Source organism: Streptomyces azureus, assembly GCF_001270025.1.
Lineage (GTDB): Bacteria > Actinomycetota > Actinomycetes > Streptomycetales > Streptomycetaceae > Streptomyces > Streptomyces azureus.
The window spans coordinates 263586-289586 of the sequence record NZ_DF968533.1; the positions used below are offsets into that span (position 1 = coordinate 263586).

Genomic DNA, 26001 nt, shown 5'->3' on the forward strand with positions numbered 1-26001 from the left:
CGGGCAGGCCCGAGGGCGAGCCCGGACGGCTTCGGCCGATATGGCGGCCGGCATTCGGATGAGACGTCGGCCTGGTGTGCGCCGGGGAGCAGCCGTTCCGGTGCCAGGTGGCTCGACTGGATTTTTTACCGTGCTGCTTCCGGCGAAAGAAAGCTGCTATCACGTGCGACCTGTAATCCTGGTGCACGGTCTGATGGGAACAGAAGATGCCCATTTCGGCGGGTGTCGGCGTTGGTGGACACATTCCGTCACCGAAATGCGACTTCCTGGCCACGGAATCGAGGGCGGAGTCCCGTCACACCCCGCCGCCGCGGCGATAGACCGTCTCCGAGAAGCGATCAATGAACAGCCGGAGCCCCCGGTAGTAGTGGGACTTTCCTACCTCGGGGCGGCCGTGGCGTTCCGTGCGGCGGAGAACGCTCCGACCAGGGTGGCCGGAGTCGTCATGTCGGGCTATTCGTTTCTGGTGGCCCCCGACGTACTGAACCGCTGGCTGACGGGCTTCACCAGGATGGCGGCCCGTCAGCAACGCGCTCGGGACCATTTTGTGCAGCTGCACGGAAAGAAGTGGGAGAAGTTGCTCACCGCGACCTTCGACGAGATTGCCGACGGGTGCCTTCGCCTGCCCGGGGCGGATGAACTCAAGCGGTTCGAGGCCCCTGTCCAACTCGTCAACGGGGCGCTGTTGCAGAACGAGCGCAACGCGATCGGTCCAGCGGCGGCCTCCGGTGCGGACGTCGCCGTCGTGGCCGGCGCGGGACACGTCGTACCGGTGGACGCGCCGCGAGTCTTCGCCGCCACCGTCGAGGAGTTCGCCGACCGCATCGACGCCGGACACACCGCCTTCCACGAGCGGCGGCGGGCCGCCGACCGGGCAGCGCAGACCGAAATCTCCGCCGGAGAAGGCGAGGAAGCCGAGGAAACGACCCATGTCTAGGCAGGGGATCGAGATCGCCGGTTACGGCGTCGTGCGGATCTGCTCACAGCCGGTCGACGCGGTGACCAGGCTCTCCTCGCGGAAGGTCGCCCGACTCTGCGACGAACTGAGGGAGCTGCGGCGTGACTGGCGGGACCGGGCGCCGCGGGTGGCGGAGGAGATCACTTCGCTGGTCCCGCTCCTGGACGACCGCGACCAGCGCCGCGCGGCACTCGCGCTCAGGCGACGCCTGCACCGCGCGTCGGACGTCACGCCAGCCGACCTCGACGTTCTTCGTCACCCCGGTGGTGGCGAGACGGCCGGCGCCAGGGAACTGAGGGAACTGGCCGCTCGGCGCGAGGACCTGAGTTCCCGCTTGGAGATCGAGTACGAGGCGGCCCTGGGCGCGGAGCAGCGGCTGCTCGCCTCGGCGGCACTCGACGAGCCCCTGCGCGCGGGGGCTCAGTTGAGCGCGGACGGTCTGCTGCACAACATGGACCGCTACGTCGCTGCGGTCGCCGAGGGCACCGCGCACAGCAAGCGGGACCGCATGACCGAGTCCACATTGATCAACTTGCTGACCCGCAGCGCCCTCAAGCCGTCCCCCTTCGGGCAGCTGGTCCGCACGCAACCGATTCTCGTCCGCGACGAGGAGCCGACCCCGGCAGGCTGCTCGGCGCCCGCCGCGGGGACGCGGGCCTCGGTGTGCCGGCTTCCTCGTCAGCTCGTGAGCTGGGTGGAGCGCTGCCTCGCCGGACATCCCGGGCTTCGCGCCGCGGCGACACTGCGCCGGGCACCGGTCGTGGCCACGTCGCCCGAAGGCGTCGTCTTCCTCGTCCGCGGCCGTGACGGAACCCACGACCCCGCGAGCAAGGAGCGGTTCGTCCGCATCCCGCCCAGTCCGGTGGTGAGGGAACTCCTCGCGCTGTCGGCGGATGCCCCGGTGCCCGAGCGGGAGCTGCGAACCAGATGCGCATCGCTTCCCGGCACGGAGCCGGAAACCACGCAAGGGGACATCGACTCGTTGATCGAGCAGGGCGTCCTCGCCCGCGACCTCGGCGTGGGAGAACAGAACCCGCACCCGATCGCGCGACTGGTCGAGTTGCTTCCCGAGGATTTCGAAGCCGGCTTGCGTGAGTGCGTGGTCGGCATGGCCGCCGCCGAGTCCGCGTTCGCGAGCGCCGACATCGACCGGCGGCAGGACCTGATCGCCCGGATAAAGCGGTGCGTCACCGATTTCGCCGAGCGGTGCGGCGTGGACACACCACCGATCGAGGCCGCGAGAACGCTCGTCTACGAGGACAGCGTGGTGGTCGGCCCACGCGTCGAGGACTCCGGCCGCTGGCAACGGCACCTTCCCGCCTTGTCCGACTGGCACCGTCTGATGCCGGTCTTCGATGACGGTGCCCACGTCCGAGCGATCGTCGCCGACGTGGTCAGGGCCCGGTTCGGACCGGGCCCGCATCGGCTCCTCTCCCTTTTCGCGGCGCTGTCCTCGCCCAGGCTCCAGCCACTGCTCTCGCAGCGGCTGACCGACCTCTCCGCCCCGATGCCGACGCGACTGCGCAACCTACAGGACTCGGTGTTCGAGCTGGCAGGCCCTGACGACGGCGTGGAAACGGTCATCGATCCGCGGCGGGCCGCCGAGATCGCCGAGAACCTTCCGTCCTGGGTACCCCGGTGGTCAAGAGCCAGCTGGCACGTCCAGCATCACGGGTCCCCCGAAGCCGGACTGCTCGTCGTCAACGCAGGCGCCATCGGCTTCGGACGTGCCGTGTCACGGTTCCTGCCCGCCTACTCGGCAGCCGGGGACCAGGGATTCGACGACCTGGTCAGGGCGGAGATCGCCCGGGCCGACCTCGAATCCGCGCCCCTCACCGACGTTTCAGCCGTCTTCGGCATCAACGCGAATGTGCACCCTCCGCTGCTGGGCCGTCACCTCCGTTACCCCTGTTCCACCCCCCAGGAGTGGGGCGGGGACACCGGCGTTTCCATCGAGGAGTGCTGGGCCCGGTTCGACGAGGACTCCGGCCGACTGCTGCTCAGCCACGGCAAGGACGGTCCCCCTCTGCGGCTGGTGATGCTGAACTTCCTGCTCAACGACCTTGCCCCCCGCTTCTACCAGTTCCTCAACTTCTTCAGCTCCGGCAGCCAGGCCAACTTCGCCTGGTGGGACCGGGTCGACCAGCGCCGTGGCATCCGGGACAAGGTCCGCCGGTATCCGCGCGTCCGTTCCGGGAGCCTGGTCCTGGCCCGCCGGACCTGGAAGGTTCCCGCGGACGGGCTCCCGGACACCGCCGGCCTGAACGGTGTCTCCCTCTTCGACGAGGTGCGGCGATGGCGGGAGTCCCTGGGCCTGCCCGAGCGTGTCTTCTACCGCTGCTTCACGGTCCCCGACCCGCTCGTGCCGGTGTCGGAAGAGGCGCAGCACAGTTGGGCCAGGACGCTCGCGCGGTTCCCGACCTCGGCCGAACGCAAGCCCACCTTCCTGGACTTCACCAGCATCACGAGCGTGCGCGCCTGGCAGAGGGCACTGCGCCGGTGCCAGGGAGACATGACCTTCCAGGAGTGCCTGCCGGCCGTGTGCGAGGAGGGCGCGGAGGGGTGGGGCGACGGGCTCACCGAGGAGTTCGTCATCGAGACAACGGAGGGGCACAGTGAGCGCGACCGCTGAGAACTCCTGGCTGTCCTGTCACGTCTTCCACCACGGGGACACCGACCCGTTGCTGACGGACCTCCTCCTCCCCATGGCCGACGACCTGCGCCGTGAGGGACGCCTGCTGCGCCACTTCTATCTGCGCCACTGGGAACGTGGCCCGCACGTCCGGCTCCGGCTACAGGTGCCGTCGGACCAGCGGGACATCGTCCGGGCCGAGGCGGAACGCAGGATCGTCGACTACCTGGAGCGGCACCCCGGCCCTGGTGACACCGACCCGGTGAGGCTGCGGCAGGCGCTGCGCCGCCTCAGTGAGCTGGAGCACGGCGACGTCTCCGACAGCCGGTTGCAGACCCCGGAACCGCCGAACTCGGTGCGATGGTTCGCATACCGGCCCGAGCTGGACAAGTACGGAGGGGCGGAAGGCATCGCCATCGCGGAGGACGTCTTCCACGCGAGCTCGCTGCTGACCGGGCAGGTACTCCGGCTGGTCGGCAACGACCGGGCGCGTCTGGGAGTGTCGCTGCAACTGCTGCTCCTGGCCTCGCGGGCTCTGGGTCTCGGCCGGGACGACCGCGTCCTCTTCCTGCGCACCTACCACGAGCGATGGGCCGCGTACGTCTCCGACGAGCGCCTGCTGGCCGCCTGGGACCAGCAGTACGCGTTGCAGCGGGAGTCCTACGCAGCTCTGATCGACGGCCTCGACGCCGGAGAACCCATAGGCAAGGGACTGGGCGAGCGGTGGGAGCGAACGATCGCAGACGCCCTTGAGCGGCTGCGTCCGCTCATTGAGGCAGGACGGGTGTGGCCGGCGGAGGTCGATCGCTCCGCGCCCTCCGTGGTGGCGCTCGCGGCCCTCGTCAGCCAGTACCTGCACACAACAAACAACCGGATGAACGTCCGCCCGCAGGGCGAATGCTTCGTCGCCTACCTGGCCTACCGGGCGGCGACCGAGCAGGCACCGAGCCAACCCCGCCCCGCGCCGACGGCACACGACAGGGATGAGCGTCATGTCCACCAGTGAACAAAAGGATCTCACCGTCAGCGTCCCGTGGTCTGTGCAGGAGGACCTTCTCCTTGACGTGGCCGCGCCCACACTCGAGTCCTCCGTGGAACTCGGTGAGACGAAGTCGTGGTTCTACCTACGGGAGAACCACGGAGGCCGACCGTTCCTGCGGCTGCGTTTCAGGACCGGGAGTCCCTCAGTCGAACGCCGCCTGAAGTCCCGCATCATGGAGCACATCGGGTCCCTCGACGACGGTGACGTGTTCGAGTACCAGCCCTACAACCACGAGCACGACTGGCTGGGCGGTACCGCCGGGCTGGGGCTGGCCGAGGCGTTCTGGACCGAGACGACGCCGCTGGCCCTTCAGACCCTTCGCTCCACTCGCGGCCATCGTGCCCTCCGCCTCGCCGTGGCCTTCGACTTCCTGGTGTGCAGCGGTGTGCTGCTCGCTCCCCGCCTGCCCGACCCCATCGCCAAGTTCGGCTTCAAGGCGGGCTACCTCTCGTACCTCGCGACGTTCGAGGGGTACATGCTGCTGATCCGGGACCCGGAGGGCACCCGGGCCAAGCACGCCCAGCGGTACGAGCAGAACAAACACCTGCTCAGGCCCCGCCTGCGCGAACTGGTCGAGGCCATGCGAGACCCCGAGGGCGACCTGGCCGACGTCTCCGAGTTGGCGCGCGAGTGGACATTACGGCTGCGGAGCTACTACCCCGCCATCCAGGAGGGGTTCGACAAGGGCCGCTTCTACCTCTACGCCACACCCCGGAAGTCCGAAACGGCCAAGCTCATGCCCTCGCCCGACGGTCTCTATCGCAGGCCGAAGGTGGAGTGGCTCGCGGACCTTCCGGAACCGCCGGTGGCCGGAATCCACCGGGCGATCGCCGACAACAAGTTCTACCAGGGCATGATCCGTGAGGACCGCAGGTTCCTGGCATCCCGGCTGGCTCAGGCCTACACCAACTGGCACCTCTACCGGCTGGGCTTCCTGCTCGCTGACCGCTACACGCTCTACTACCTGATCTCGTGTGCCTTCGAGGAGGAGTTCGACCTCGACGCGGCCGAGATGATCAGGTCGGTGCGGCCCGAAGCCGAGGTCGCGGGATGACGGCGGCCGATACCGACGTACCACTGTCACCGAGCGGTTCGCCCGAGCACGGACCGTTCGACGCGGCGGGCGTGGACGGCTTCGTCCGCAGGCTCCGCGGCGCCTACGAGGAGGTCCACCCGAGGCACTGGCAGATCGACTGGAAGAACATCCCCAGCCCGTTCCGCTGGTACGTCGACGTGCCCCGGACGGACCTGCCGACGGTGTCGCGGGCCGCCGCGGCCGGTGACACGGCCACGGCGGCGTTCGCCGCGGCCGGGCCCGGCACGCGCATCGGAATGCTGCTCCAGGCCGGCTACGGCCTGACCGGTGTGCGCTGGTACCCCGAGGGCATCGCCAAGAGCAGCCCCGAGGAGCCCACCCCGGTCCACCGCAACCCCCACTACCAGCTCCGCCGCGCCATGCCTTCGGGAGGAGTGACCTACCCCGCCGAGTGCTACCTGGCCACCACGGGCGCGGACGGTCTGGACGCCGGGATCTACCACTACGACGCGGTGCGCCACGCACTGGCCGTGCTGTCACCCGGACGGCCCGCAGCGGAGCTGACGCCTCCCGAGGGGAGCGTCCGCATCGTCCTCACCCAGCCGCTGTGGAAGAACTACTTCAAGTACGGCGACTTCTCCTACCGGCTCGGCGCGATGGACACCGGGGCGGTCGTCGGCCAGTTCGAACTCGCCGCCCGCTCCTGGAATCTCGGCTGTCGCGTGACGTTCGGCGTGGACGAGCGGCGCGTACTGGACCGACTGGGGCTCGATCCCGAGGCAGAGGCCGCTCCCGCCGTGCTCGACATCGCCCTGGGGCAGGCTGCCGTGGCAGAGCCCGCCGCCGACCGCGAGGCGCCCCGGGTCGGACGGCTCCGCTGGCTCGGCGCGGCCGCGCCGCCCGGACGTGCCACCGGCACCTCCCGCATGCACGCCGCCTGCCTTGCGGCCGCACGCCCCGGTCGGCCGGTGGACCTGCCGTGCGACGGGCTGGAGGATCTGGCCGACCGTGTGGACGCGGAGCTGCCCGCCGTGTCCGCCCGCCCGTTGTCGGTGGCCGACTCCTGGGCTCGTTCCGCCCTCGGTGAGCAGCTCCGGGGCTCGCCGATGCCCGCTGAGGCCCTGGCGCACTGGCTGGCCGCGGTGCTCGACCCGGTGGACTGCGACGTGACCGGGAGCGGCAACGGTCTGGCGGACCCACGCTGTCTGCTGATCATCCGTTCCGTACCGGGGGTGCCCCCGGGCGTCTACCTGCCGCACCGGGACGGACGCCGGCTGGCCCGTCTCGCCGGCGGTGATTTCGGACCGCTGGTCCAGCGGAGCATGTTCGCGAACTACATGAACGTCGGGCAGGCCCCGCTGATCGCCGTCATGGTCGGTTCCGCCGAGCCGCACCGCGGTGCCAGCGGTCCGGTGGGATACCGAACGCAGCACCTGCTGGCGGGTGTTCTCGCCCAGCGACTGGCCGTGTGCGCGGCCCGCGACGGCATGTCCGCCCACCCGGTGCTGGGCTTCGTCAGCGGCCTGCTCGACGAAGCGTTCGGGCTGAGGTCCCGACGCCTGACGTCCCTGCTGCTGGTTCCCGTGGGTGGCTATCGCCGGGGCCTCTATATGGAGAACAGTCTGAGTCCGCTCGCCACGCCGGCGGGCAACGGGGGTGGAACATGACCGGCACACTGCTGCGCCTGCGCGCCGACGCCTACTACGTACCGGTGCCGAACGGGGTGTGGATCCGTACGACGGACGGCTCGTTCACCCTGAGCGGTGGGACGGTCGCGACCTGGGTGGAGAAACTGGCCCCTCTGCTGGACCGCGGTGTCGTCCCCGACGAGCTCCTCGGCGCTCTCAAACCGGAGCAGGCCGACTACGTGGGCAGGCTCCTGCGGACACTGGAGCAGCGGAAGGTCCTTCGGCGGGAGCAGGCCGTCGACTCGCCGCCGGCCCGGCTCTTCCCGCAACTGGCCGAGTACCTGCGACACTTCGCTCCCGACCCCGCGGCGGGCTTCGACCGCGTCCGGCGGTACCCGCTGGCCGTGACGGGCCCCGCCGGCCGGGTGGCACCGCTGGTCACGGTACTCATGGAGACCGGCTTCGGCGACATCATGCTGCTGGACGCGGCCCCGGACACGGAACTGCGGGAGCTCGCGGAGGATTTCGCCCGCGAAGGTGTGCCGGTGCGCCTTTCCGGCCCGGACGCCGAGATCGCAGGGCGCACCCTGATCGGTGTGTTCCCCCCGGGCGCGGAGGACGAGGCCTGGCGGTTCCTGGACCGGGCCGACGCCCTCGGCAGCGGTGCGTGGGCGGCACTGGTCCGCGGCCAGGCGATGCTCCTCAAGGGGCAGGTGCCCGGGTCGGGCAGCGCATGCGTGCGGTGTGCCTGGCGGCGCCTCGCCCACCAGGCCGTTGAACTGCCCCGCTCCGACGGGCTCGGGCATGTGCCGGCGTCGATGGCGGCGACCGTGATCGCACACGAGCTCTTCCGGTACGTCGCCCAGGGCGACGCCGCTGTGCTGCACGAGGGCGTCGTAGTGGATCTGACCCGGCTCAGCATCTGGCGCACGGCCGTCGACCCCGATCCCCAGTGCCCCGCGCACGCGGCACACGCCGGCCCGGCGGCCCTCTCGACCACCGCACCGGTTGGCGGGCGGGCCGGGTTCCCCGAGTCGGTCTTCGGCGCCCGGTGCTTCGGCCCGCTGTTCTCCTGCGCTCCCGAACAGCTCGCGCAATTCCCTCTCACGGCACTGCGCGTCAGGCTCAACCCTCCGGGACGCACCGAGCCGGCAGGCTCGGCCGACGGTCCCGTCGTCGTGGCGGAATCGGTGACCGACGCCCGGGCCGAGGCAGCCCTGACCGCTGTCGAGGCGACACTTCCCGCAGAGGGCGACGCCGTCGTGGGCGTGGGCCGGGACAGCGGCGAAGCGCTGGCCCGAGCCCTGCTCCGCTGGGCGGACACGGCACTGGACGACGCGTGTGCCGAACGCCGGGCAGGGCCGCTGCGCTCCGAGCGCGCGGCCAAGCTGGCCGACCTGGCCGGAGCGGACGTCGACGTGAGCACGGAACGCCATCCGAGCGGACTGTGGCGGACTGTGCTCAACGGCACAGTCGTACGGACGGGTCTTGATCCCGAACAGGCGGAGGAGCGCGCCCTGCTGGCCGCGCTGGCGCTGGAGCAACTCGGAACGGTGGACGACTCGGAGGTCGCACCGGCGTGGCCGGGGACGATCCCGGCGGTCGACCGGGCCGGCGAGATCGCGTCCGCCCTCGGCCTGGCCTGGCACGACGCCGTCCTGCCGCCGTTGGTCGCCGCCGACCTGGCGGGGATCGTCCTCGGGCCGGGATCCGCCGCATGAGGGAAACGCTGACACCGAGCCGCAAGGAGCCCTCCCTCTCCGCCGGCCTCGCGGCGCAGCTGCGGCGTCTGGTCGGTGACGTCGTGGACGTCCGCACCGCGGCCGGTCTGCGGGAGCCCGGGGACGCGCGCCCGGTCGTCGTGGTGAACCCGGACTGGGACGCCGATGTCTCGCACCTCCCCGTGGCCGACAGGGTGATCCTGCCGGTGTACGGGCTCCGGGGCCGAGTCGTCGTCGGCCCGGTGATGCGCCCCGGTCAGCCGGGATGCCCGCACTGCCTGGCGCTGCGCGTACGAGCGGCGGACGGGCCGGAAGGCGTTCCCGTGAGCGAGGTGGGAGCCCTGCGCCGCCTGTCGGTGAGGCCGGGCCGCTGGTTGTCGCCCGGAGCCGGGCACCTCGTGGCCGCCGTCCTGCGTGCCGAGGCGGAGAGAGTCGCCGGCGGTTCCCCGCCACGCGCCGTCGAGGCCGCCTTCGCGATCGGGCCCTCGCGGTTGAGCGGTGACTGGCATCCGGCTCTGCCGCACACGTTGTGCACCGCGCCGCACTGCCTGGCTTCTCGCCGCCCGATCCCTCCGCCCCTTCCCGACCTGTCCCGGCCTCTGCCCGCGACCGGCACCGGCTCGGCGCGGCGTTACCCCGCCGCCCGGTACACCGAACGTCTGGAGCGGGAGTACCTCGACCCCTGGTCAGGGATCACCCGGTCCGCCGCTGTCGGCGACGGGGCCGCCCTCCCTTCCACTCAGGTGGGCGTGCCCACCGTCTGGGGGTTCGACGAGATCGCGATCGGACGTGCCGAGGACTACGCGGGAGCACGGCCCGCCGCGGTTCTCGAAGGCCTGGAACGCTACGCCGGGTGGCACTGCGGCGGCCGCGACCCTGTCCGCTTCTCCGCCTTCGCCGAGCTCGACGACGCGGTCGACCCGCGCAGCCTGCTCCTGCACCCCGACGAGGCCTACCGGCAGCCCGGATTCGAGTACACCCCGTTCAGTCCGAACACCCCGACGGGGTGGGCGGAAACATACTCCGTGCTCACAGGGCGGCGCGCGCTGATGCCGTTCCACGTCGCCTACTACGGGGCCGCCAAACGCCCGGACACCGGCCCGAGGTTCGTCTACGAGAACTCCAACGGCTGCGCACTGGGGTCGGGTCCGGAAGAGGCCCTTCTGGCGGCCATGCTGGAAGTGGCCGAGCGCGACGCTTTCCTGTGCGCGTGGTATTCGGGGACGTCACTTCCAGAGATCGACCTGGGTGACATGACGGGCACGGTCGCCAGGGCCGTGCGGACGGTGCGTCACCGCACCGGGCGCGACCTTCGGGCTTTCCGGGCGGTCGGCGCGTTCGACGTCCCCGTGGCCGTGCTCGTGTCGACCTCCGAGGACCCGGCCCTGCCTGCGACTCTGGTCACGGCAGGCTCGGGACTCACCGTGGAGAAGGCGCTGCTCGGGGCCGTTCACGAGATGGCGGCCGCCGCGCCCGCGATCACCGTCGCGTACCAGCGCCGCCGTCCCGAGCTGGAGCGAGCACTGGACGACCCGTACCTCGTGCGGCACATGGAGGACCACGCCCTCGTCGCGGCCCTGCCACAGGCCCGGCCGTGGTTCTCCTTCCTCCTGGACGGGCCGCAGCCGGACCCTTCGCCCGCCCCGGCCTGCCATGAGCCGGTCGGCGACATCGCAGCCGACCTCACCGCGATGCTCGCCGCCGCCCGGCGCGACGGGCAGGAGGTCTTCGTCGCCGACCACACCACCAGCGAACTGCACCGGCTGGGCTTGCGCTGCGTCAAGGCGATCGTGCCCGGCACGGTGCCGATGACGTTCGGCTACCGGCATCGACGTCTGCCACCGCCCGAGACCCTCAACGCGTTCCGGGCCAGGAACGGCGTCAGCCAACACGTGTTCTCCTCCGAGGAGGTACGGCATGAGCCGCACCCATTCCCCTGACACGGCAGCCTCTCCCACCGCCTCGGTCGATCCGGACGGGCTGAGTCCGCTGCCCAACGGCCTGGGGTGGACGGTCAGCAGCCGAGCCCTGGCGGTTCGGCTGCTCAGCGACCAGCGGATGGGCGTCCTGGAACCGCAGCCGGTCATGGCCCATCTCCGCACGACACTGCCCGACGAGGTGCACCCACTCGTCGACGACCTCACATCGTTCGCCGAACGCGTCATGCTCCAGACGGGGCACGACCGGCACGCAGTGCTCCGCAAGGCGTTCGGCGGCTTCTTCGACGCGGACGCGGTCGGAGCCCTGGCACCGCTCATACGGGCGGACGCCGAACACATCCTGCGTCCGTTCGCGGCGGCCGGGGGCGGAGAGTTCATGACCTCCGTGGCGTTCCCGTACGCGGTGCGCGCCGGGGCACGGCTCATCGGCCTCACGGACGAGGACTACCGGCGGCTGCACAAGCTGAGCCAGCAGGTCGCTCTGGTGGCTTACGCCGCCCGGCTCGACGACTCCGCCGAGGCGGTTCGCGCGGGCCACACCTCGCTGGCCCGCGTCCGCGAGATCATCGCGGCCGCCCGTGCGGTCGCCCCTCCCGCCTCGGTGCTCGGCGCGTGGACCGCCGGGAGGATAGACCTGCCGGACGAGGACATCGAGGCCAACGCGGTGATGCTGGTACAGGCATCACTGGAAACGGTCGCCGGCATGCTCGGGAACACGGCTGTGCGGATCCTCGGCACGCCCGGGGCACTCGCCGACCAGGAGCGCCGGGAGAGTCTGCTCGACGACGCCCTCCGTGCGGAGCCCCCGCTCAAGACCCTGGAGCGCGTGGTCCGGGAGCCGTTCGACATCGACGGTCACGAGTTCCGTCGCGGGCAGGTCGTCTCGGTCAGAGTCGCGGAAGCCAACCGGCTGGACGACCAGGAGGTGGCCGGCCGCGCCCTGTTCTCCTTCGGGTGGGGCGCGTACCGCTGCCTGGGCGCCCGGCTGGCCCGCCGGCAGGCGATGGAGCTCTTCCAGACGCTCCACCACATCGCGCCGGACGCCGCTCTGGCCGACGAGAAGACCGAACGGGTCCGGCACATCAGATTCGACATGCCGCGGCGGCTCCCGGTGGTGTGCTCCCCCTCGCGGGCCGATGGCCGGTTGCTCACCCGTGTTCTCACCGAGGCGATCGAAGAGCAGGACATCGACCGGCCGCTGACCTCGCTGGAGCACGAGATCGCCTTCGTCGTGCTCCAGGAGAACGGAATCACCGTCCCCGAGGAACTGCGGGGCCCGACGACGATCAGGGAGTGGGTGACATGGGCGGTCTCGGCGCGTGGCTGAAGCAGGCCGAGCCCCTCCTGCGCGGCTCCCGTGCCGGAGTGGTGACCGAGCGAGGACGCTTCTCCTGGTCCTCGCTGCTGGACAGGGCCGAGCGTCTCGCGGCCGACCTCCCCGACGCGCCGCACGGCTGGGTCGTCCCCGCGGACGGCGGCGAACGATCGATCGTGGGGCTGCTCGCGCTCGGTCTGACGACCCCCTCCCCGCGCTGGGTACTGGGCGACCCCGCCGTCTGGTCCGCTGCCGGGACCGGAGCCGCGGGCGCCGGGGAACTGCTCATGGCCGGACCGCACGCCGCGCCACCCACCGGTGTCGACGGCCCCACCTACGCGACTGCCTCCTCGGGCACCACCGGCCGACCGAAACTCCTCTTCGGCCGGCCCCACTCGGTGGCACCGGCGGTGGAGCTGTACACCGACGGCATGCCGGAGTACGCCTCGGCCGAGGTGTTCGCCACGTGTTCCGCGATCGATTTCGCCGCCGCCTTCTACATGGTGGTCGCCCCGGCCATGATGCTCGGCCGCGACCTGGTCCTGTTCCGGCCGAGCTCATGGCAGACGGCGATCCCGGAACTGGCCGGGCGGCCGGCGGTGTGCCTGGCGCCGCCGGCCGTCGCCGTGCTGGGATCCCGGTCGGCAGCGGCACGCCGCGCTTTCCACGGCACCTGGTTCGTACCGGCAGGTGGTGGCCTCACCCCTGACAGAGCGGAACGCATCAGCGCGGGATTCCCCGGCTGCCGTTTCCTGACCATGCTCGGCTCCACCGAGACAGGCCTCCTCACCGTTGACCGCGAAGTGCGTGACGACGGCCACGTCGGCTCGCCGCTGCCCGGCAAACCGGTGTGGTTGGAGGACGTCGGTCAGGACGGGGTCGGCACTCTCTGGACGAGGGGGCCCGACACCCGGTTCGCCGTGACCGGGGGACAGCTGGCGGCCCGGCAGGACGGCGCCGTGAGCACCGGTGACCTGGCCCATCCGGCCGGAGGGGGAGGCTTCGTCCTGGACGGCCGCAAGGACGACCTCGTCAAGGTCGACGGTGTGAGCGTCTATCCACGGCAGATCACAGCAGCGGTCCGTGCGCTGGCCGGCGTCGTGGACGCCCAGGTCTCGGTCGAACGCTCCGGGAGCGCCGACCGTGTGACCGTGATCGCGGTGGGTGATGTCACCGAGGCGCAGGTCCGCGACGCCTGCCGACGCCTCCCCATACCCGTGACACCGCACCGGGTCGTCTGCCGGCACGCCGACTCGGCCGCCTATGACGCACGTGGCAAGGTGCTTCGCTGAGAAAGAGCGTGATGGTATGTCGACACGATCCGCCCGAGCGGCAGTCACCGAGGCGTTGCTGAAATGCCCGGCTCCCCTGTACGAACGCATGCACCGCCAAGGGCCCCTGATCTGGAGCCGACCGGACCAGACCTGGGTGGTCACGGGCTACGAACTCGCGCGCCTCGTACTGCGCGACCCGCGCTTCCACCTGCCCGGCCCACCGCCGCAGTCGGAGTGGTCGGAGAGCGGCAGTCACGGCGGCTTCTTCCAGAGCATGCTGCTGGCCTCCGAGGGAGACCGGCACACCCGACTGCGCCGGTTCCTCGGCCGGCTCCTGACCCCCCGGGCCGTCCGGGCGCAGACCCTTCGGGTCGAGGCCGCTGTGACAGCGCTTCTGGACGGCCTGGAACGGCGTACGGCCGTCGACGGCGTCGCCGAGATCAGTGCCCGACTGCCGGTCACCGTGATCGGAGACCTGGTCGGCATCCCCGCGGGCGACCGGAGTGAGCTCAGTGAGATCTGCCGGGAGATCAGCAGGGGAGGCGGCGTTGCGTCGGGCCGGCCGTCCGGAGAGGACGTCGGTACGGCGCTGACGCGTGTCGACGAGCTCGGCCGGCGTGTGAAGCGGTGGATGGACACACCGGAGCACCTCATACCCGACTCCTTGCTGGCACTCGCCGTCGAGGCGAAGGACACGACGGAAGCCCTGTCCGAGACCGAGATCGTCGCCAATGTGTTCAGCCTCTACATCGCCGGCCACGACACCTCCCGCAACATGCTCAGCGGCCTGCTGATGCGCCTGGCCACGCATCCTGAGCTGCTGGACGGCCTGTCCGCCGGCGCCATCGACACCTCAGCCGAGGTCGACCGGCTCCTGCTGGCGGAATCACCCCTCACGTTCACCGTCCGGGTGGCACGGGAGGAATGCGAGCTGGACGGGCAGCGCATCCGCCCGGGGGACAAACTCCGTGTGATGCTCGGCGCCGCCAATCACGAGCTGCTCACCAGCGGCATGAAGGCCGACCACTCCGGTGTCAGCTTCGGCGAGGGACGTCACGTATGCCTCGGAGCACACCTTGCGCGCACCGAGGGCAGGGTGATGCTGGAGGCGATCGGTCGGCGATGTTCCGGCCTTCGGCTCGCGGCCGAGCCCGTGTGGGCCCCGCACTTCCTCCACCGGGGACTACAGAGCCTGCCGCTGGAGATCGCATGGCGGTAGCGAGCGGTGACGAGGCATCCCGGCACAGTGGCCGCGTCACCCTGGGCCCGGTCGCGGTGCGCAGACGGTGTCGGCTGCCGGGTTCCGTCCTGGCGGAACTGGGCAGCGACCGCGTGTGGCAGGCGGCCGCGGCTCTGGCCGAGGCCGAGGATGCCACCCTCGGGCTCGGCGCCGCTCTCGCCGACCACCTCAGTGCGCTGGTGCCGACGGTGCCGAAGGAGCCGCGCCGCGACCTGCTGCGAGCGCGCCGCGCCGCGTTCAACGCCCGGCAGCTGCCGGGAGGGCTGCTGGTGGACGAGGACGTCGCCGGCCCCGTCGAGGAGTACGCGCGCACCCTGGAATCCCGGGACTCTGCCCAGCGGGAACTCGACCTGGCCCTGGGGCAGCTGGCCAGGACCGCCGGCGAGACAGTCGACGCGGTGCTGAGCGACCCGGACATCGCATGGTCCGTCGAGCTGTCCGTGCCCGGCCTTTTGGAAGCCGGGCCGGTCGGCGTGCTGGACGCGACCGCGGAGAAAAAGGCACGGCGCAGAGGGCTCACGCTGCTGCGCCTGGTGCACCGCGCCGCGACCAAGCCCACGCCGTTCGCGGCTTTCGCCACGACCCACCTGCTCTTCCGGGACGTGGAGGAGATTCCGCCACGCCGTCACGTGAGAGTGAACCGGGCGGCGATCGAGTGGATTCGGCAGTGGGTCACGGGCGGCGGCTACCGGAGCCTGCGACCGGAACACCTGTGGCTCACCGTGAACCCGAGCGCCGTGGTCCGGGAACACGAGGACGGCCTGCGCGTGACGTGGCTGGTGACCAGGGAGAACGGCACCGAGCGTTTCCTGACCGCGCGGTGCGCAGCGGCGCTGGCCCGCACTCTGCACCGGTTGCGGGACCCGGCCCGCCTGGACACCGTCGCGACGGGCGGAGTGCTGCCCGCCGCCGTCGAAAGCCTCATCGAGCGCGGCTTGCTGGAGGTCGGCCCCGCCCTGCCCACCCACGGCCGCCGGACACTGCACGCCGCCGCCGACGCCCTGGTCCCCGCTCCGGGCGGCGAAGACGACAGCGCCTCGCGTGCTCAGGAGGTGCACCGCGCGCTCTGCGCGTTGCGTGACGCGGAGGACGCCATCGCGGGCGTGCAGCACACCGGCGCACCGCGCCGCGCGAAGGAGGGAATCGGCGCGCTCGCCCGAGCCCTGGACATCGACGTCGGGGAAGCCGGCCGTTCGGCGGTCAGTGAGGACGTCGTAGGCGTCCAGGCCGACGACGGCGTCCTGCTCACCTCCTCCGAGGTGCTCGACGACCTGGGGCGGGTTCAGCGCATCGTGCCGTTGCTCGGCTTCGAATTGCCGTTCCAGCTCGCGACGGCGATCGCGTTCCGGCGTCGCTTCGGTTCGGATCCGGTGCCCCTGCTCTCGGCCTACCAGTGGTTTCTCGAGTCAGGACGCAAGGAGACCGACGCTCTGCTCGTCGACTGCGGCGCTCAGGAACTGGCGGCAGCGCTCGAGCTTCGCAAGCGGCTCTTCGACGGGCTTCGAACGATGGCGGACCGGTCTGACGCGGAAGTGCGGTGCGATCCCGCGCTGCTGGACGAGGTGGCGGCGGAACTCCCGGACGCGGTCATGGACCTGCCCTGCGCGGCATGGCCGGTACAACTGGCGGGGGACCGCGTCGTGGTCAACGGGGTCGGCAGTGGCCACGGACGTTTCGCCGCCCGGGTGGCCGCCGACCTCGGCGACGCGCGGACGACCGAGCTGCGCGACTGGGCGGCGGCCGCGGACACGCCACAGGAGGGCGGCATCGCGGTCGACATCCGCGCGCTGCTGGGGGCCACGGTCAATGAGCATCCACTGCTGCTGCCCGCCGCGCTGAGCTATCCGGGGCGGGCGCTGGAGTGCGAATCCCGGGCCCGTATCGACCTGTCCGAGTGCGTCGTGCAGGCCAGGGGCGGCCGGCTGCTGCTGTTCAGCGACCGTTTCGCGGGACGGCCCCTGTTCCCCGTCCCGCACAACTCGACCCTGTCCACTGTGGCGCCCGGACTGTACAGATGGCTGTGTCGCCTCGGTCCGGCGTCCGGTGCGACGCTCGACCTGTGGGACCAGGTGGACGCCCTGGTGGCACCGGAGACATCCGCCACCGTCCGGCACTACCCACGGCTGACCCTTGGGCGCCTCGTGCTGTGCCGGCGCACGTGGAAAGTACCTGCTGCCGCCCTCCCCGGCAGGGCCCCGGCGGGGACACGGCAGGGCGTCATGGCGTGGTACCGCTGGTGTGCGCGCAGCGGCGTCCCCCGCCGGTCGTTTCTGCGCACCACAACGCTGCCGGACCCATGGGACGTCGTCCGCGGCAGGGCCGACAAACGCGCGGTGCTGGCCGCACGTTCCTCTTCCGGTGCTGCGATTCGCAAGCCGATCTACGTCGATCTGTCGCAGCCCCTGTGCTGGCCGGCCACGGTGGCCGCCCCGGGGGACACCTTGACCTTCACCGAGCCTCTGCCCGACCCCCTCGCGGCAGGCCGCGGTGGCCGAGTCACCGAGTACGTCCTTGAAACGTCCCAGCCCCCGCGCACAGCGACGGCCACGGCCCGCCCGGTTTCCCCTCAGATGTGAACCCGAGTCCGCCGAGCCGCGAAGGAGAACCATGGAAGACAGAGGCGTCGTCACGCTGGTCAATCCCAACCAGATCTACCCGCCTATCGCTCCCTACGCCCTGGATGTGCTGACCACAGCGCTCGAGGCCGCGGGGTTCGAGACACACGTACTCGACCTGACGTTCCACCTGGACGACTGGAAACAAGTGCTCCGGGAGTACTTCCAGGCCAGGCGGCCACTGCTCGTCGGCGTCACATGCCGTAACACCGACACCGTGTACGCCTTCGAGCAACGCCCTTTCATCGATGGATACAAGGCGGTCATCGACGAAATCCGCAGGCTCACAGGAGCCCCCGTCATCACGGGCGGGGTCGGGTTCTCCACCATGCCTTTCGCCCTGGTTGACTATTTCGATGTCGATTTCGGTGTGAAGGGGCCGGGGGAGAAGATCATCTGCGATCTCGCCGAAGCCCTCTCCGAGGGCCGGCCCGCTGACGGCATTCCCGGACTGCTCATCAACCACGGCCCCGGGCAGGTGACGAGGGTGCCGCCCCCCGTGCTCAGCGGGCGCACCGCCACCACCGCGCTGCCTTTGCCGTTGGGCGCCCCCGGCCACTTCGAGAGCCGGACCTGGCAAGCGGAGACCGAGCTGTCCTATGCCCGGCGGTCCGGCGTGCCGTACAAGGTCGACAATCTGCGCTACTACAGGGCGGGAGGCCTGGGCAGCATCCTGACCAAGAACGGTTGTGTGTACAGGTGCACGCAGTGCGTGGAGCCGGACGCCAAGGGCACCCGGTTCGCGCGCCGAGACCTGGAAGCGGTGGTGGACGAGGTCGAGTCACTGACCGCTCAGGGTGTCTACGACCTGCACACCACGGACAGCGAGTTCAACCTTTCGATCGCCTCCAGCAAGAACTTGTTACGGGAGATCATCAGGCGCAGGGACAGCGATGTGTCCAGCCCGCTGCGCCATCTCAGGCTGTGGGTCTACTGCCAGCCCGCTCCGTTCGACGCCGAATTCGCGGAGCTCTTGGCCGCTGCCGGATGCGCTGGTGTGAACGTCGGCGCGGACCACGTACGCCGCGAGATGCTCGACGGGTGGAAAGTGACCGGCAAGGGGACGCGGTACTACGACTTCAGCGATACCGAACGCCTGACGGAGCTGTGCCACCGCAACGGGATGCTGACGATGGTGGAGGCGCTGTTCGGAATGCCCGGGGAAACCCTGGAGACCATGCGCGATTGCGTCGACCGCATGATGGCGCTGGATGCCACGGTCACCGGTTTCAGCCTCGGACTCCGCCTTTTCCCCTACATGGACCTGGCCATCTCCTTGGCCGAGCAGTGCGACGGGGTCCGCACGGTCCCCGGACTCCAGTCCCACAACGCGTCCCAGCCGATCGTGCTGAAGCCCCTGGAGAAGTGCAGCGGGCCCATTGAGTACGAGAGGCAGTTCATGTTCGACTCCGCAGGAGACTTTCGACTGGTCTGTTACTTTTCTCCGGACCTTCCCGAAGCCCCGGAAACCGTGGGAAGTCCCAATGGGATCTGGCGTGCGTCCGTTGACTTCCTGTGGGACTACATTCCGAAGTCCGAACATTACCGAGTGATGCTGCCGACGATCTCCGGAAGCAGCGAGAATGACAACAACTACGCCGACAACCCGTTTCTCACCAGCCTGAACAGGCAGGGGTACACAGGTGCCTTCTGGGCGCACTGGCGCGACCGCGAAGCCATCCTGAGCGGCGCCGACCTGATCGGGGAGCTCGCCGCGGAGCCGGTCCGGTGAGCGCCCGGACATCCTCCCTGCCGGGGCAGGTCGTGCTGATCACCGGAGCCGGCCGGGGCATCGGCCGGCTCCTCGCCCTCGCCCTCGCTGGAGAAGGCATGGCGATCGGGATGATCGGACGAAACAGGAAGCACTTGGACGAAACCGCGCGCGAATGCGCTCAGCGCGGAGCGGCAACCGCTGTCTCGGTGGCGGATGTCCGATCCCCGGAAGAGGTTCGGCGAGCCGCTCGGGCCGTGCATGCAGCACTGGGGCCCGTCGACCTGCTGGTGAACAACGCCGGCCTCGTGGACCGGGGCGAGGTTCCCTTCTGGGAAGCCGACCCGGAGCACTGGTGGGAGGTCTTCGAGACGAACTTCCGCGGCACCGTCAACGCCTGCCGGGCGATCGCGCCGGACATGATCAGGCGCCGGTCGGGCCGGATCGTCAACGTCAACTCGGTCTTTGCGGTGAAAGGAGACCCTCGCTACTCGGCCTACAGCAGTTCCAAGGCCTCGGTACTGGCCCTGTCCGGCATTCTGGACGCCCCGCTCAGGGAGTCGGGCGTCCACGTGTTCGACATCAGCCCCGGCATGGTGCGCACCGACATGACGTCCGGCATGGCCATCTGCGCGAACCGCCAGGACTGGACAGACCCGGCACGCTTTGTGGCGGCGATGGTCCGAGTGGCGCGAGGAGACCTCGACGCGCTGGCGGGACGATTCCTCCATGCGGGCGCCGACGACCTCGACGAGCTGCTCGACCGGGCCGCTCGGCTGCGCGCCACCGACGCTCGCACGTTGCGCCTGCGCGCGCACGGGCCGGAAGACGTGATCGCCTGACGGATCAGGCGCATGGTGATCACGAGCTCGCGCTGAGGGGTACGCTCGGCTCTCACTGAGCCCCCCGCGCGGTGCCCGCGCCCGCGTGCTCCAGGATCGACGCCGGATGGGGAACCGGCGTGCTCGGCCGGGCCCCGTCTCCTGTCTGACCTGGAGCGGCTGGGGTGTCCTCGCCTTGATTGGCGCCCCCGCTGCCCCATATGGCAGACTGTCGGAGTTGCTCGGTCGAGTGTTGATGCTGCGCGCCTCCCGCCGGGAGGACCGGAAGCGAGTCCCACAGTACTCGTCGTCCTAACTGCCACACGGCAGCGCTGGGGCGGACGTACGGGAATCTTTCGGGAAGTGTCAGTGCGGCACTGGCCAGGCACCCGGTGGCCTTCTGGTCCCGGTCTGCGGTTCCGGAAGGACCGTGTGCATTCCCTGCAGGGATGTTCGAACAAGGGACATCCGTGTCAGCGGGAGAGCGACACGCCCGACCGCGTGGGTCGGACAGAAGGGCTGGAACATCGGGTTCCAGAGCGTTACGAGAGACAGGACTACTGAGTAGCCATGGCGGGACAGAAGATCCGCATCCGGCTCAAGGCCTACGACCACGAGGTCATCGACAGCTCGGCGAAGAAGATCGTCGAGACGGTGACGCGTACTGGTGCGTCGGTCGCGGGCCCGGTGCCGCTGCCCACTGAGAAGAACGTGTACTGCGTCATCAAGTCGCCGCACAAGTACAAGGACTCGCGCGAGCACTTCGAGATGCGCACCCACAAGCGCCTGATCGACATCCTCGACCCGACCCCCAAGACCGTTGACTCTCTGATGCGACTCGACCTCCCGGCCGGTGTCGACATCGAGATCAAGCTCTGAGGCCGGTGATCTGAGAGATGGCTAAGCAGATCAAGGGCATCCTGGGCGAGAAGCTCGGTATGACGCAGGTGTGGGACGCGAACAACCGCGTCGTCCCGGTCACCGTCGTCAAGGCCGGGCCCAACGTCGTCACCCAGGTCCGTACGAACGATGTCGACGGCTACGAGTCCGTCCAGATCGCCTTCGGCGAGATCGACCCGCGCAAGGTGAACAAGCCCCTCAAGGGCCACTTCTCCAAGGCCGACGTCACCCCCCGTCGCCACCTCGTCGAGATCCGCACCGCGGACGCCTCCGAGTACACGCTGGGCCAGGAGATCACCGCTGAGGTGTTCGAGGCCGGCGTGAAGGTCGACGTGACCGGCAAGAGCAAGGGCAAGGGCTTCGCCGGTGTCATGAAGCGTCACAACTTCAAGGGCCTCGGCGCCGGACACGGCACCCAGCGCAAGCACCGCTCTCCCGGTTCCATCGGTGGCTGCGCCACCCCGGGCCGTGTGTTCAAGGGCCTCCGCATGGCGGGTCGCATGGGCAACGAGCGGGTCACCACCCAGAACCTGACCGTCCACGCCGTTGACGCGGAGAAGGGTCTGCTGCTCATCAAGGGCGCGGTTCCCGGTCCGAACGGCGGCCTCGTCCTGGTCCGCACCGCGGCCAAGGGGGCCTGAGGTAATGAGCACTGTTGACATCCTTTCGCCGGCGGGCGACAAGGCCGGTTCCGTCGAGCTCCCCGCGGAGATCTTCGACGTCGAGAAGGTCAGCATTCCGCTGATCCACCAGGTCGTCGTCGCACAGCTGGCCGCTGCCCGTCAGGGCACGCACAAGACCAAGACCCGTGGCGAGGTCCGCGGCGGTGGCAAGAAGCCGTACCGCCAGAAGGGCACCGGTCGCGCCCGTCAGGGTTCGACCCGCGCGCCGCAGTTCGCCGGTGGTGGCGTCGTGCACGGTCCCGTGCCGCGTGACTACTCGCAGCGGACGCCCAAGAAGATGAAGGCTGCCGCGCTGCGTCACGCCCTCACCGACCGGGCCCGCCACAACCGCATCCACGTCGTCTCCGGCGTGGTCGAGGGCGAGACCCCCTCCACCAAGGCCGCCAAGAGCCTGTTCGGCAAGATCAGCGAGCGCAAGAACCTGCTCCTGGTCGTCGACCGCTCCGACGAGGCCGCGTGGCTGTCCGCCCGCAACCTGCCCCAGGTCCACATCCTGGAGCCGGGCCAGCTGAACACGTACGACGTTCTCGTCTCGGACGACGTGGTCTTCACCAAGGCCGCTTTCGAGTCCTTCGTCGCCGGCCCGAAGGCCAACGACACCGAAGGGAGCGAGGTCTGATGGCCATCCGTCACCCCGCTATCGCCTCGAAGGCCGCGAAGAAGGCCAAGGAGGCTCGCGTCAAGAAGGCGCGGCGCCACGCCGCCGAGGGCAAGAACACCGTCGAGACCCCGCTGAGCAAGTCCTTCACGGACCCCCGTGACGTGCTGCTCAAGCCGGTCGTCTCGGAGAAGAGCTACGCGCTCCTCGACGAGGGCAAGTACACCTTCATCGTCGACCCGAGCGCCAACAAGACCCAGATCAAGCAGGCCGTCCAGTCGGTCTTCTCGGTCAAGGTCACCGGGGTCAACACGATCAACCGCCAGGGGAAGCGTAAGCGCACCAAGACCGGTTTCGGTCAGCGCGCCGGCTCCAAGCGCGCGATCGTGACCCTCGCCGAGGGCGACCGTATCGACATCTTCGGCGGTCCGACCGCGTAAGCGGGTCGGATCGTCCGATATCGGACGAGGACTGAGAAATGGGAATCCGCAAGTACAAGCCGACTACGCCGGGCCGCCGTGGCTCCAGCGTCGCCGACTTCGTCGAGGTCACGCGGTCCACGCCGGAGAAGTCGTTGGTCCGCCCCCTGCACAGCAAGGGTGGCCGTAACAACTCCGGTCGTGTGACCGTCCGCCACCAGGGTGGTGGCCACAAGCGCGCCTACCGCGTGATCGACTTCCGTCGTCACGACAAGGACGGCGTGCCGGCGAAGGTCGCGCACATCGAGTACGACCCCAACCGCACCGCGCGCATCGCGCTCCTGCACTACGCGGACGGCGAGAAGCGCTACATCCTCGCGCCGCGTGGCCTGTCGCAGGGCGACCGCGTCGAGAACGGTCCCGGGGCCGACATCAAGCCGGGCAACAACCTGGCCCTGCGCAACATCCCGGTCGGTACCACGCTGCACGCCATCGAGCTGCGTCCGGGCGGCGGCGCGAAGTTCGCCCGCTCCGCCGGCGCCTCGGTGCAGCTGCTCGCGAAGGAGGGCTCCATGGCCCACCTGCGCATGCCGTCCGGTGAGATCCGCCTGGTCGACGTCCGCTGCCGCGCCACTGTGGGCGAGGTCGGCAACGCCGAGCAGAGCAACATCAACTGGGGCAAGGCCGGCCGTAAGCGCTGGCTGGGCGTCCGCCCGACCGTGCGTGGTGTGGTCATGAACCCGGTTGACCACCCGCACGGTGGTGGTGAGGGCCGTACCTCCGGTGGTCGCCACCCGGTGTCCCCGTGGGGCAAGAAGGAAGGCCGTACTCGTTCGCCCAAGAAGGCGTCGAACAAGTACATCGTCCGCCGCCGCAAGACGAACAAGAAGCGCTAGGAGCGGGTTTAGATGCCGCGCAGTCTCAAGAAGGGGCCCTTCGTCGACGACCACCTGATCAAGAAGGTGGACGCCCAGAACGAAGCCGGCACCAAGAACGTCATCAAGACCTGGTCCCGTCGCTCCATGATCGTGCCGGCCATGCTCGGCCACACGCTCGCGGTGCACAACGGCAAGACCCACATTCCGGTGTTTGTCACCGAGTCGATGGTCGGCCACAAGCTCGGCGAGTTCTCGCCGACGCGCACCTTCCGGGGTCACGTCAAGGACGACCGGAAGTCGAAGCGCCGCTAAGCGCGGGGTGGAATGACCATGACAGACACTGGAAGGACAACCATGGAAGCCAGGGCCCAGGCGCGGTACATCCGCGTCACGCCCATGAAGGCCCGCCGAGTGGTGGACCTCATCCGTGGCCTGAACGCCACGGAGGCTCAGGCGGTCCTGCGTTTCGCCCCGCAGGCCGCGAGCGTGCCGGTCGGCAAGGTGCTGGACAGCGCCATCGCCAACGCCGCGCACAACTACGACCACACCGATGTCGACAGCCTCTACATCTCCGAGGCCTACGTCGACGAGGGCCCGACCCTGAAGCGGTTCCGTCCGCGTGCCCAGGGCCGTGCCTACCGGATCCGCAAGCGGACCAGCCACATCACCGTGGTCGTCAGCAGCAAGGAAGGAACCCGGTAATGGGCCAGAAGGTAAACCCGCACGGGTTCCGGCTCGGCGTTACGACCGACTTCAAGTCGCGCTGGTACGCCGACAAGCTGTACAAGGACTACGTCAAGGAAGACGTCGCCATCCGTCGGATGATGACGTCCGGCATGGAGCGCGCCGGCATCTCCAAGGTCGAGATCGAGCGCACCCGTGACCGTGTGCGTGTGGACATCCACACCGCTCGCCCGGGCATCGTCATCGGCCGCCGCGGCGCCGAGGCCGACCGCATCCGCGGTGACCTGGAGAAGCTGACCGGCAAGCAGGTCCAGCTGAACATCCTCGAGGTCAAGAACCCGGAGACGGACGCTCAGCTGGTGGCCCAGGCCGTCGCCGAGCAGCTGTCCTCCCGCGTCTCCTTCCGCCGTGCCATGCGCAAGAGCATGCAGTCGGCGATGAAGGCCGGCGCCAAGGGCATCAAGATCCAGTGCGGTGGCCGCCTCGGTGGCGCCGAGATGTCCCGCTCGGAGTTCTACCGCGAGGGCCGTGTGCCCCTGCACACGCTCCGCGCGAACGTGGACTACGGCTTCTTCGAGGCCAAGACGACCTTCGGCCGCATCGGTGTGAAGGTCTGGATCTACAAGGGCGACGTCAAGAACATCGCCGAGGTCCGCGCCGAGAACGCCGCTGCCCGTGCGGGTAACCGCCCGGCTCGCGGCGGCGCCGACCGCCCGGCCCGTGGTGGCCGCGGTGGCGAGCGTGGCGGGCGCGGTCGCAAGCCGCAGCAGGCTGCCGGCGCCGAGGCCCCCAAGGCCGAGGCTCCCGCGTCCGCCGCTCCGGCTGAGAGCACCGGAACGGAGGCCTGACCGAAATGCTGATCCCCCGTAGGGTCAAGCACCGCAAGCAGCACCACCCCAAGCGCAGCGGCATGTCCAAGGGTGGCACGCAGGTTGCGTTCGGCGAGTACGGCATCCAGGCGCTGACCCCGGCGTATGTGACGAACCGTCAGATCGAGGCCGCTCGTATCGCCATGACGCGTCACATCAAGCGTGGTGGCAAGGTCTGGATCAACATCTACCCGGACCGCCCCCTCACCAAGAAGCCGGCCGAGACCCGCATGGGTTCCGGTAAGGGTTCGCCGGAGTGGTGGGTGGCCAACGTCAAGCCCGGACGCGTGATGTTCGAGCTGTCGTACCCCAACGAGAAGATCGCGCGCGAGGCCCTGACCCGTGCGGCTCACAAGCTGCCGATGAAGTGCAAGATCGTCAAGCGCGAGGCAGGTGAAGCGTGATGTCGGCCGGTACCAAGGCGTCGGAGCTGCGCGAGCTGGGCAACGAGGAGCTTCTCAACAAGCTCCGCGAGGCCAAGGAAGAGCTGTTCAACCTCCGCTTCCAGGCGGCGACGGGCCAGCTCGAGAACCACGGTCGGCTCAAGGCCGTCCGCAAGGACATCGCGCGGATCTACACCCTGATGCGTGAGCGCGAGCTGGGCATCGAGACGGTGGAGAACGCATGAGCGAGAACAACGTGACTGAAGAGACCAAGACGGACCGCGGTTTCCGCAAGACCCGTGAGGGTCTGGTCGTCAGCGACAAGATGGACAAGACCGTCGTCGTCGCCGTCGAGGACCGCGTCAAGCACGCGCTGTACGGCAAGGTCATCCGCCGTACGAACAAGGTCAAGGCGCACGACGAGCAGAACGCCGTCGGCGTTGGCGACCGGGTTCTCCTGATGGAGACCCGCCCGCTCTCGGCGACCAAGCGCTGGCGCGTCGTGGAGATCCTCGAGAAGGCGAAGTAACCAAGCAGGGGGTCATCCCCTGCTGACCCCCGCCGGGGGCGGCCGTACGGCCCCCGGCGCGGGTTTTCGCCCACAGAGGCTTAAGTAATTCCTTCGGGGGCTACCCCGCAGGACAGTTCCGCCAG

24 protein-coding genes are annotated in these 26001 nt (G+C 69.7%); all 24 read left to right on the forward strand.

Annotation, left to right across the window (positions count from 1 at the left end; all coding sequences use genetic code 11):
- The first annotated feature begins 58 nt into the window (after positions 1-58).
- The 24 genes from AOQ53_RS42525 to rpsQ all read left to right on the forward strand — a co-directional run bounded on the left by AOQ53_RS42525 (position 59) and on the right by rpsQ (position 25876).
- A complete protein-coding gene (locus AOQ53_RS42525; protein WP_269085498.1) occupies positions 59-937 on the forward strand; it encodes an alpha/beta fold hydrolase in 879 nt (292 codons plus the stop codon).
- Positions 930-3590 carry a lantibiotic dehydratase gene (locus AOQ53_RS39175; protein ID WP_059424807.1) on the forward strand — a complete coding sequence of 887 codons (2661 nt, stop codon included), beginning with the start codon at positions 930-932 and terminating at the stop codon, positions 3588-3590. The genes AOQ53_RS42525 and AOQ53_RS39175 overlap by 8 nt, the downstream gene beginning before the upstream one ends.
- Entirely contained in the window at positions 3574-4596 is a 1023-nt protein-coding gene (locus AOQ53_RS39180) for a lantibiotic dehydratase C-terminal domain-containing protein (RefSeq protein WP_059424808.1), read from the forward strand. Before AOQ53_RS39175 ends, AOQ53_RS39180 begins: the two co-directional genes overlap by 17 nt.
- Positions 4583-5686, forward strand: a complete 1104-nt coding sequence (locus AOQ53_RS39185; RefSeq protein ID WP_059424809.1) for a lantibiotic dehydratase C-terminal domain-containing protein — start codon at positions 4583-4585, stop codon at positions 5684-5686. The genes AOQ53_RS39180 and AOQ53_RS39185 overlap by 14 nt, the downstream gene beginning before the upstream one ends.
- Positions 5683-7335, forward strand: coding sequence for a SagB family peptide dehydrogenase (locus AOQ53_RS39190; protein WP_059424811.1), 1653 nt, complete (start codon positions 5683-5685; stop codon positions 7333-7335). Before AOQ53_RS39185 ends, AOQ53_RS39190 begins: the two co-directional genes overlap by 4 nt.
- On the forward strand, positions 7332-9017 hold the full coding sequence (locus AOQ53_RS39195) for a hypothetical protein (protein WP_059424812.1): 1686 nt from the start codon (positions 7332-7334) through the stop codon (positions 9015-9017). The genes AOQ53_RS39190 and AOQ53_RS39195 overlap by 4 nt, the downstream gene beginning before the upstream one ends.
- Complete coding sequence (locus AOQ53_RS39200; protein WP_059424814.1) at positions 9014-10957, forward strand: TOMM precursor leader peptide-binding protein; 1944 nt, start codon at positions 9014-9016, stop codon at positions 10955-10957. Before AOQ53_RS39195 ends, AOQ53_RS39200 begins: the two co-directional genes overlap by 4 nt.
- Positions 10935-12284, forward strand: a complete 1350-nt coding sequence (locus AOQ53_RS39205; protein ID WP_059424816.1) for a cytochrome P450 — start codon at positions 10935-10937, stop codon at positions 12282-12284. Before AOQ53_RS39200 ends, AOQ53_RS39205 begins: the two co-directional genes overlap by 23 nt.
- Positions 12260-13564 carry an AMP-binding protein gene (locus AOQ53_RS39210; protein ID WP_059424818.1) on the forward strand — a complete coding sequence of 435 codons (1305 nt, stop codon included), beginning with the start codon at positions 12260-12262 and terminating at the stop codon, positions 13562-13564. The genes AOQ53_RS39205 and AOQ53_RS39210 overlap by 25 nt, the downstream gene beginning before the upstream one ends.
- 16 nt (positions 13565-13580) lie before the next feature.
- Positions 13581-14765, forward strand: coding sequence for a cytochrome P450 (locus tag AOQ53_RS44025; RefSeq protein ID WP_167745814.1), 1185 nt, complete (start codon positions 13581-13583; stop codon positions 14763-14765).
- Positions 14756-17362, forward strand: coding sequence for a lantibiotic dehydratase (locus AOQ53_RS39220; protein ID WP_059424822.1), 2607 nt, complete (start codon positions 14756-14758; stop codon positions 17360-17362). The genes AOQ53_RS44025 and AOQ53_RS39220 overlap by 10 nt, the downstream gene beginning before the upstream one ends.
- A 31-nt stretch (positions 17363-17393) precedes the next feature.
- Positions 17394-19133: a tryptophan 2-C-methyltransferase gene (tsrT, locus tag AOQ53_RS39225; RefSeq protein ID WP_059424824.1), complete on the forward strand. Its 1740-nt coding sequence runs from the start codon at positions 17394-17396 to the stop codon at positions 19131-19133.
- Positions 19130-19954, forward strand: a complete 825-nt coding sequence (locus tag AOQ53_RS39230) for an SDR family NAD(P)-dependent oxidoreductase (RefSeq protein WP_059424826.1) — start codon at positions 19130-19132, stop codon at positions 19952-19954. Before tsrT ends, AOQ53_RS39230 begins: the two co-directional genes overlap by 4 nt.
- 549 nt (positions 19955-20503) lie before the next feature.
- Positions 20504-20812 carry a 30S ribosomal protein S10 gene (gene rpsJ / locus AOQ53_RS39235; protein WP_003948644.1) on the forward strand — a complete coding sequence of 103 codons (309 nt, stop codon included), beginning with the start codon at positions 20504-20506 and terminating at the stop codon, positions 20810-20812.
- A 17-nt stretch (positions 20813-20829) separates the two neighbouring features.
- Entirely contained in the window at positions 20830-21474 is a 645-nt protein-coding gene (rplC, locus tag AOQ53_RS39240) for a 50S ribosomal protein L3 (RefSeq protein WP_059424828.1), read from the forward strand.
- Positions 21475-21478: 4 nt separating this feature from the next.
- Positions 21479-22135 (forward strand): 50S ribosomal protein L4, encoded by a 657-nt coding sequence (rplD, locus tag AOQ53_RS39245; RefSeq protein ID WP_059424831.1) that lies wholly within the window; start codon positions 21479-21481, stop codon positions 22133-22135.
- On the forward strand, positions 22135-22554 hold the full coding sequence (gene rplW / locus AOQ53_RS39250; protein ID WP_059424832.1) for a 50S ribosomal protein L23: 420 nt from the start codon (positions 22135-22137) through the stop codon (positions 22552-22554). Before rplD ends, rplW begins: the two co-directional genes overlap by 1 nt.
- 38 nt (positions 22555-22592) lie before the next feature.
- Positions 22593-23429 (forward strand): 50S ribosomal protein L2, encoded by an 837-nt coding sequence (gene rplB, locus AOQ53_RS39255; RefSeq protein ID WP_010036731.1) that lies wholly within the window; start codon positions 22593-22595, stop codon positions 23427-23429.
- A gap of 12 nt (positions 23430-23441) precedes the next feature.
- On the forward strand, positions 23442-23723 hold the full coding sequence (gene rpsS / locus AOQ53_RS39260) for a 30S ribosomal protein S19 (protein WP_003992359.1): 282 nt from the start codon (positions 23442-23444) through the stop codon (positions 23721-23723).
- A 42-nt stretch (positions 23724-23765) separates the two neighbouring features.
- Positions 23766-24113, forward strand: coding sequence for a 50S ribosomal protein L22 (gene rplV / locus AOQ53_RS39265; RefSeq protein WP_010036727.1), 348 nt, complete (start codon positions 23766-23768; stop codon positions 24111-24113).
- On the forward strand, positions 24113-24943 hold the full coding sequence (rpsC, locus tag AOQ53_RS39270) for a 30S ribosomal protein S3 (protein ID WP_059424834.1): 831 nt from the start codon (positions 24113-24115) through the stop codon (positions 24941-24943). Before rplV ends, rpsC begins: the two co-directional genes overlap by 1 nt.
- 5 nt (positions 24944-24948) lie before the next feature.
- A complete protein-coding gene (rplP, locus tag AOQ53_RS39275) occupies positions 24949-25368 on the forward strand; it encodes a 50S ribosomal protein L16 (RefSeq protein WP_059424836.1) in 420 nt (139 codons plus the stop codon).
- Complete coding sequence (gene rpmC, locus AOQ53_RS39280; RefSeq protein WP_059079052.1) at positions 25368-25592, forward strand: 50S ribosomal protein L29; 225 nt, start codon at positions 25368-25370, stop codon at positions 25590-25592. Before rplP ends, rpmC begins: the two co-directional genes overlap by 1 nt.
- On the forward strand, positions 25589-25876 hold the full coding sequence (gene rpsQ / locus AOQ53_RS39285) for a 30S ribosomal protein S17 (RefSeq protein WP_059424838.1): 288 nt from the start codon (positions 25589-25591) through the stop codon (positions 25874-25876). The genes rpmC and rpsQ overlap by 4 nt, the downstream gene beginning before the upstream one ends.
- Positions 25877-26001 lie beyond the last annotated feature (125 nt).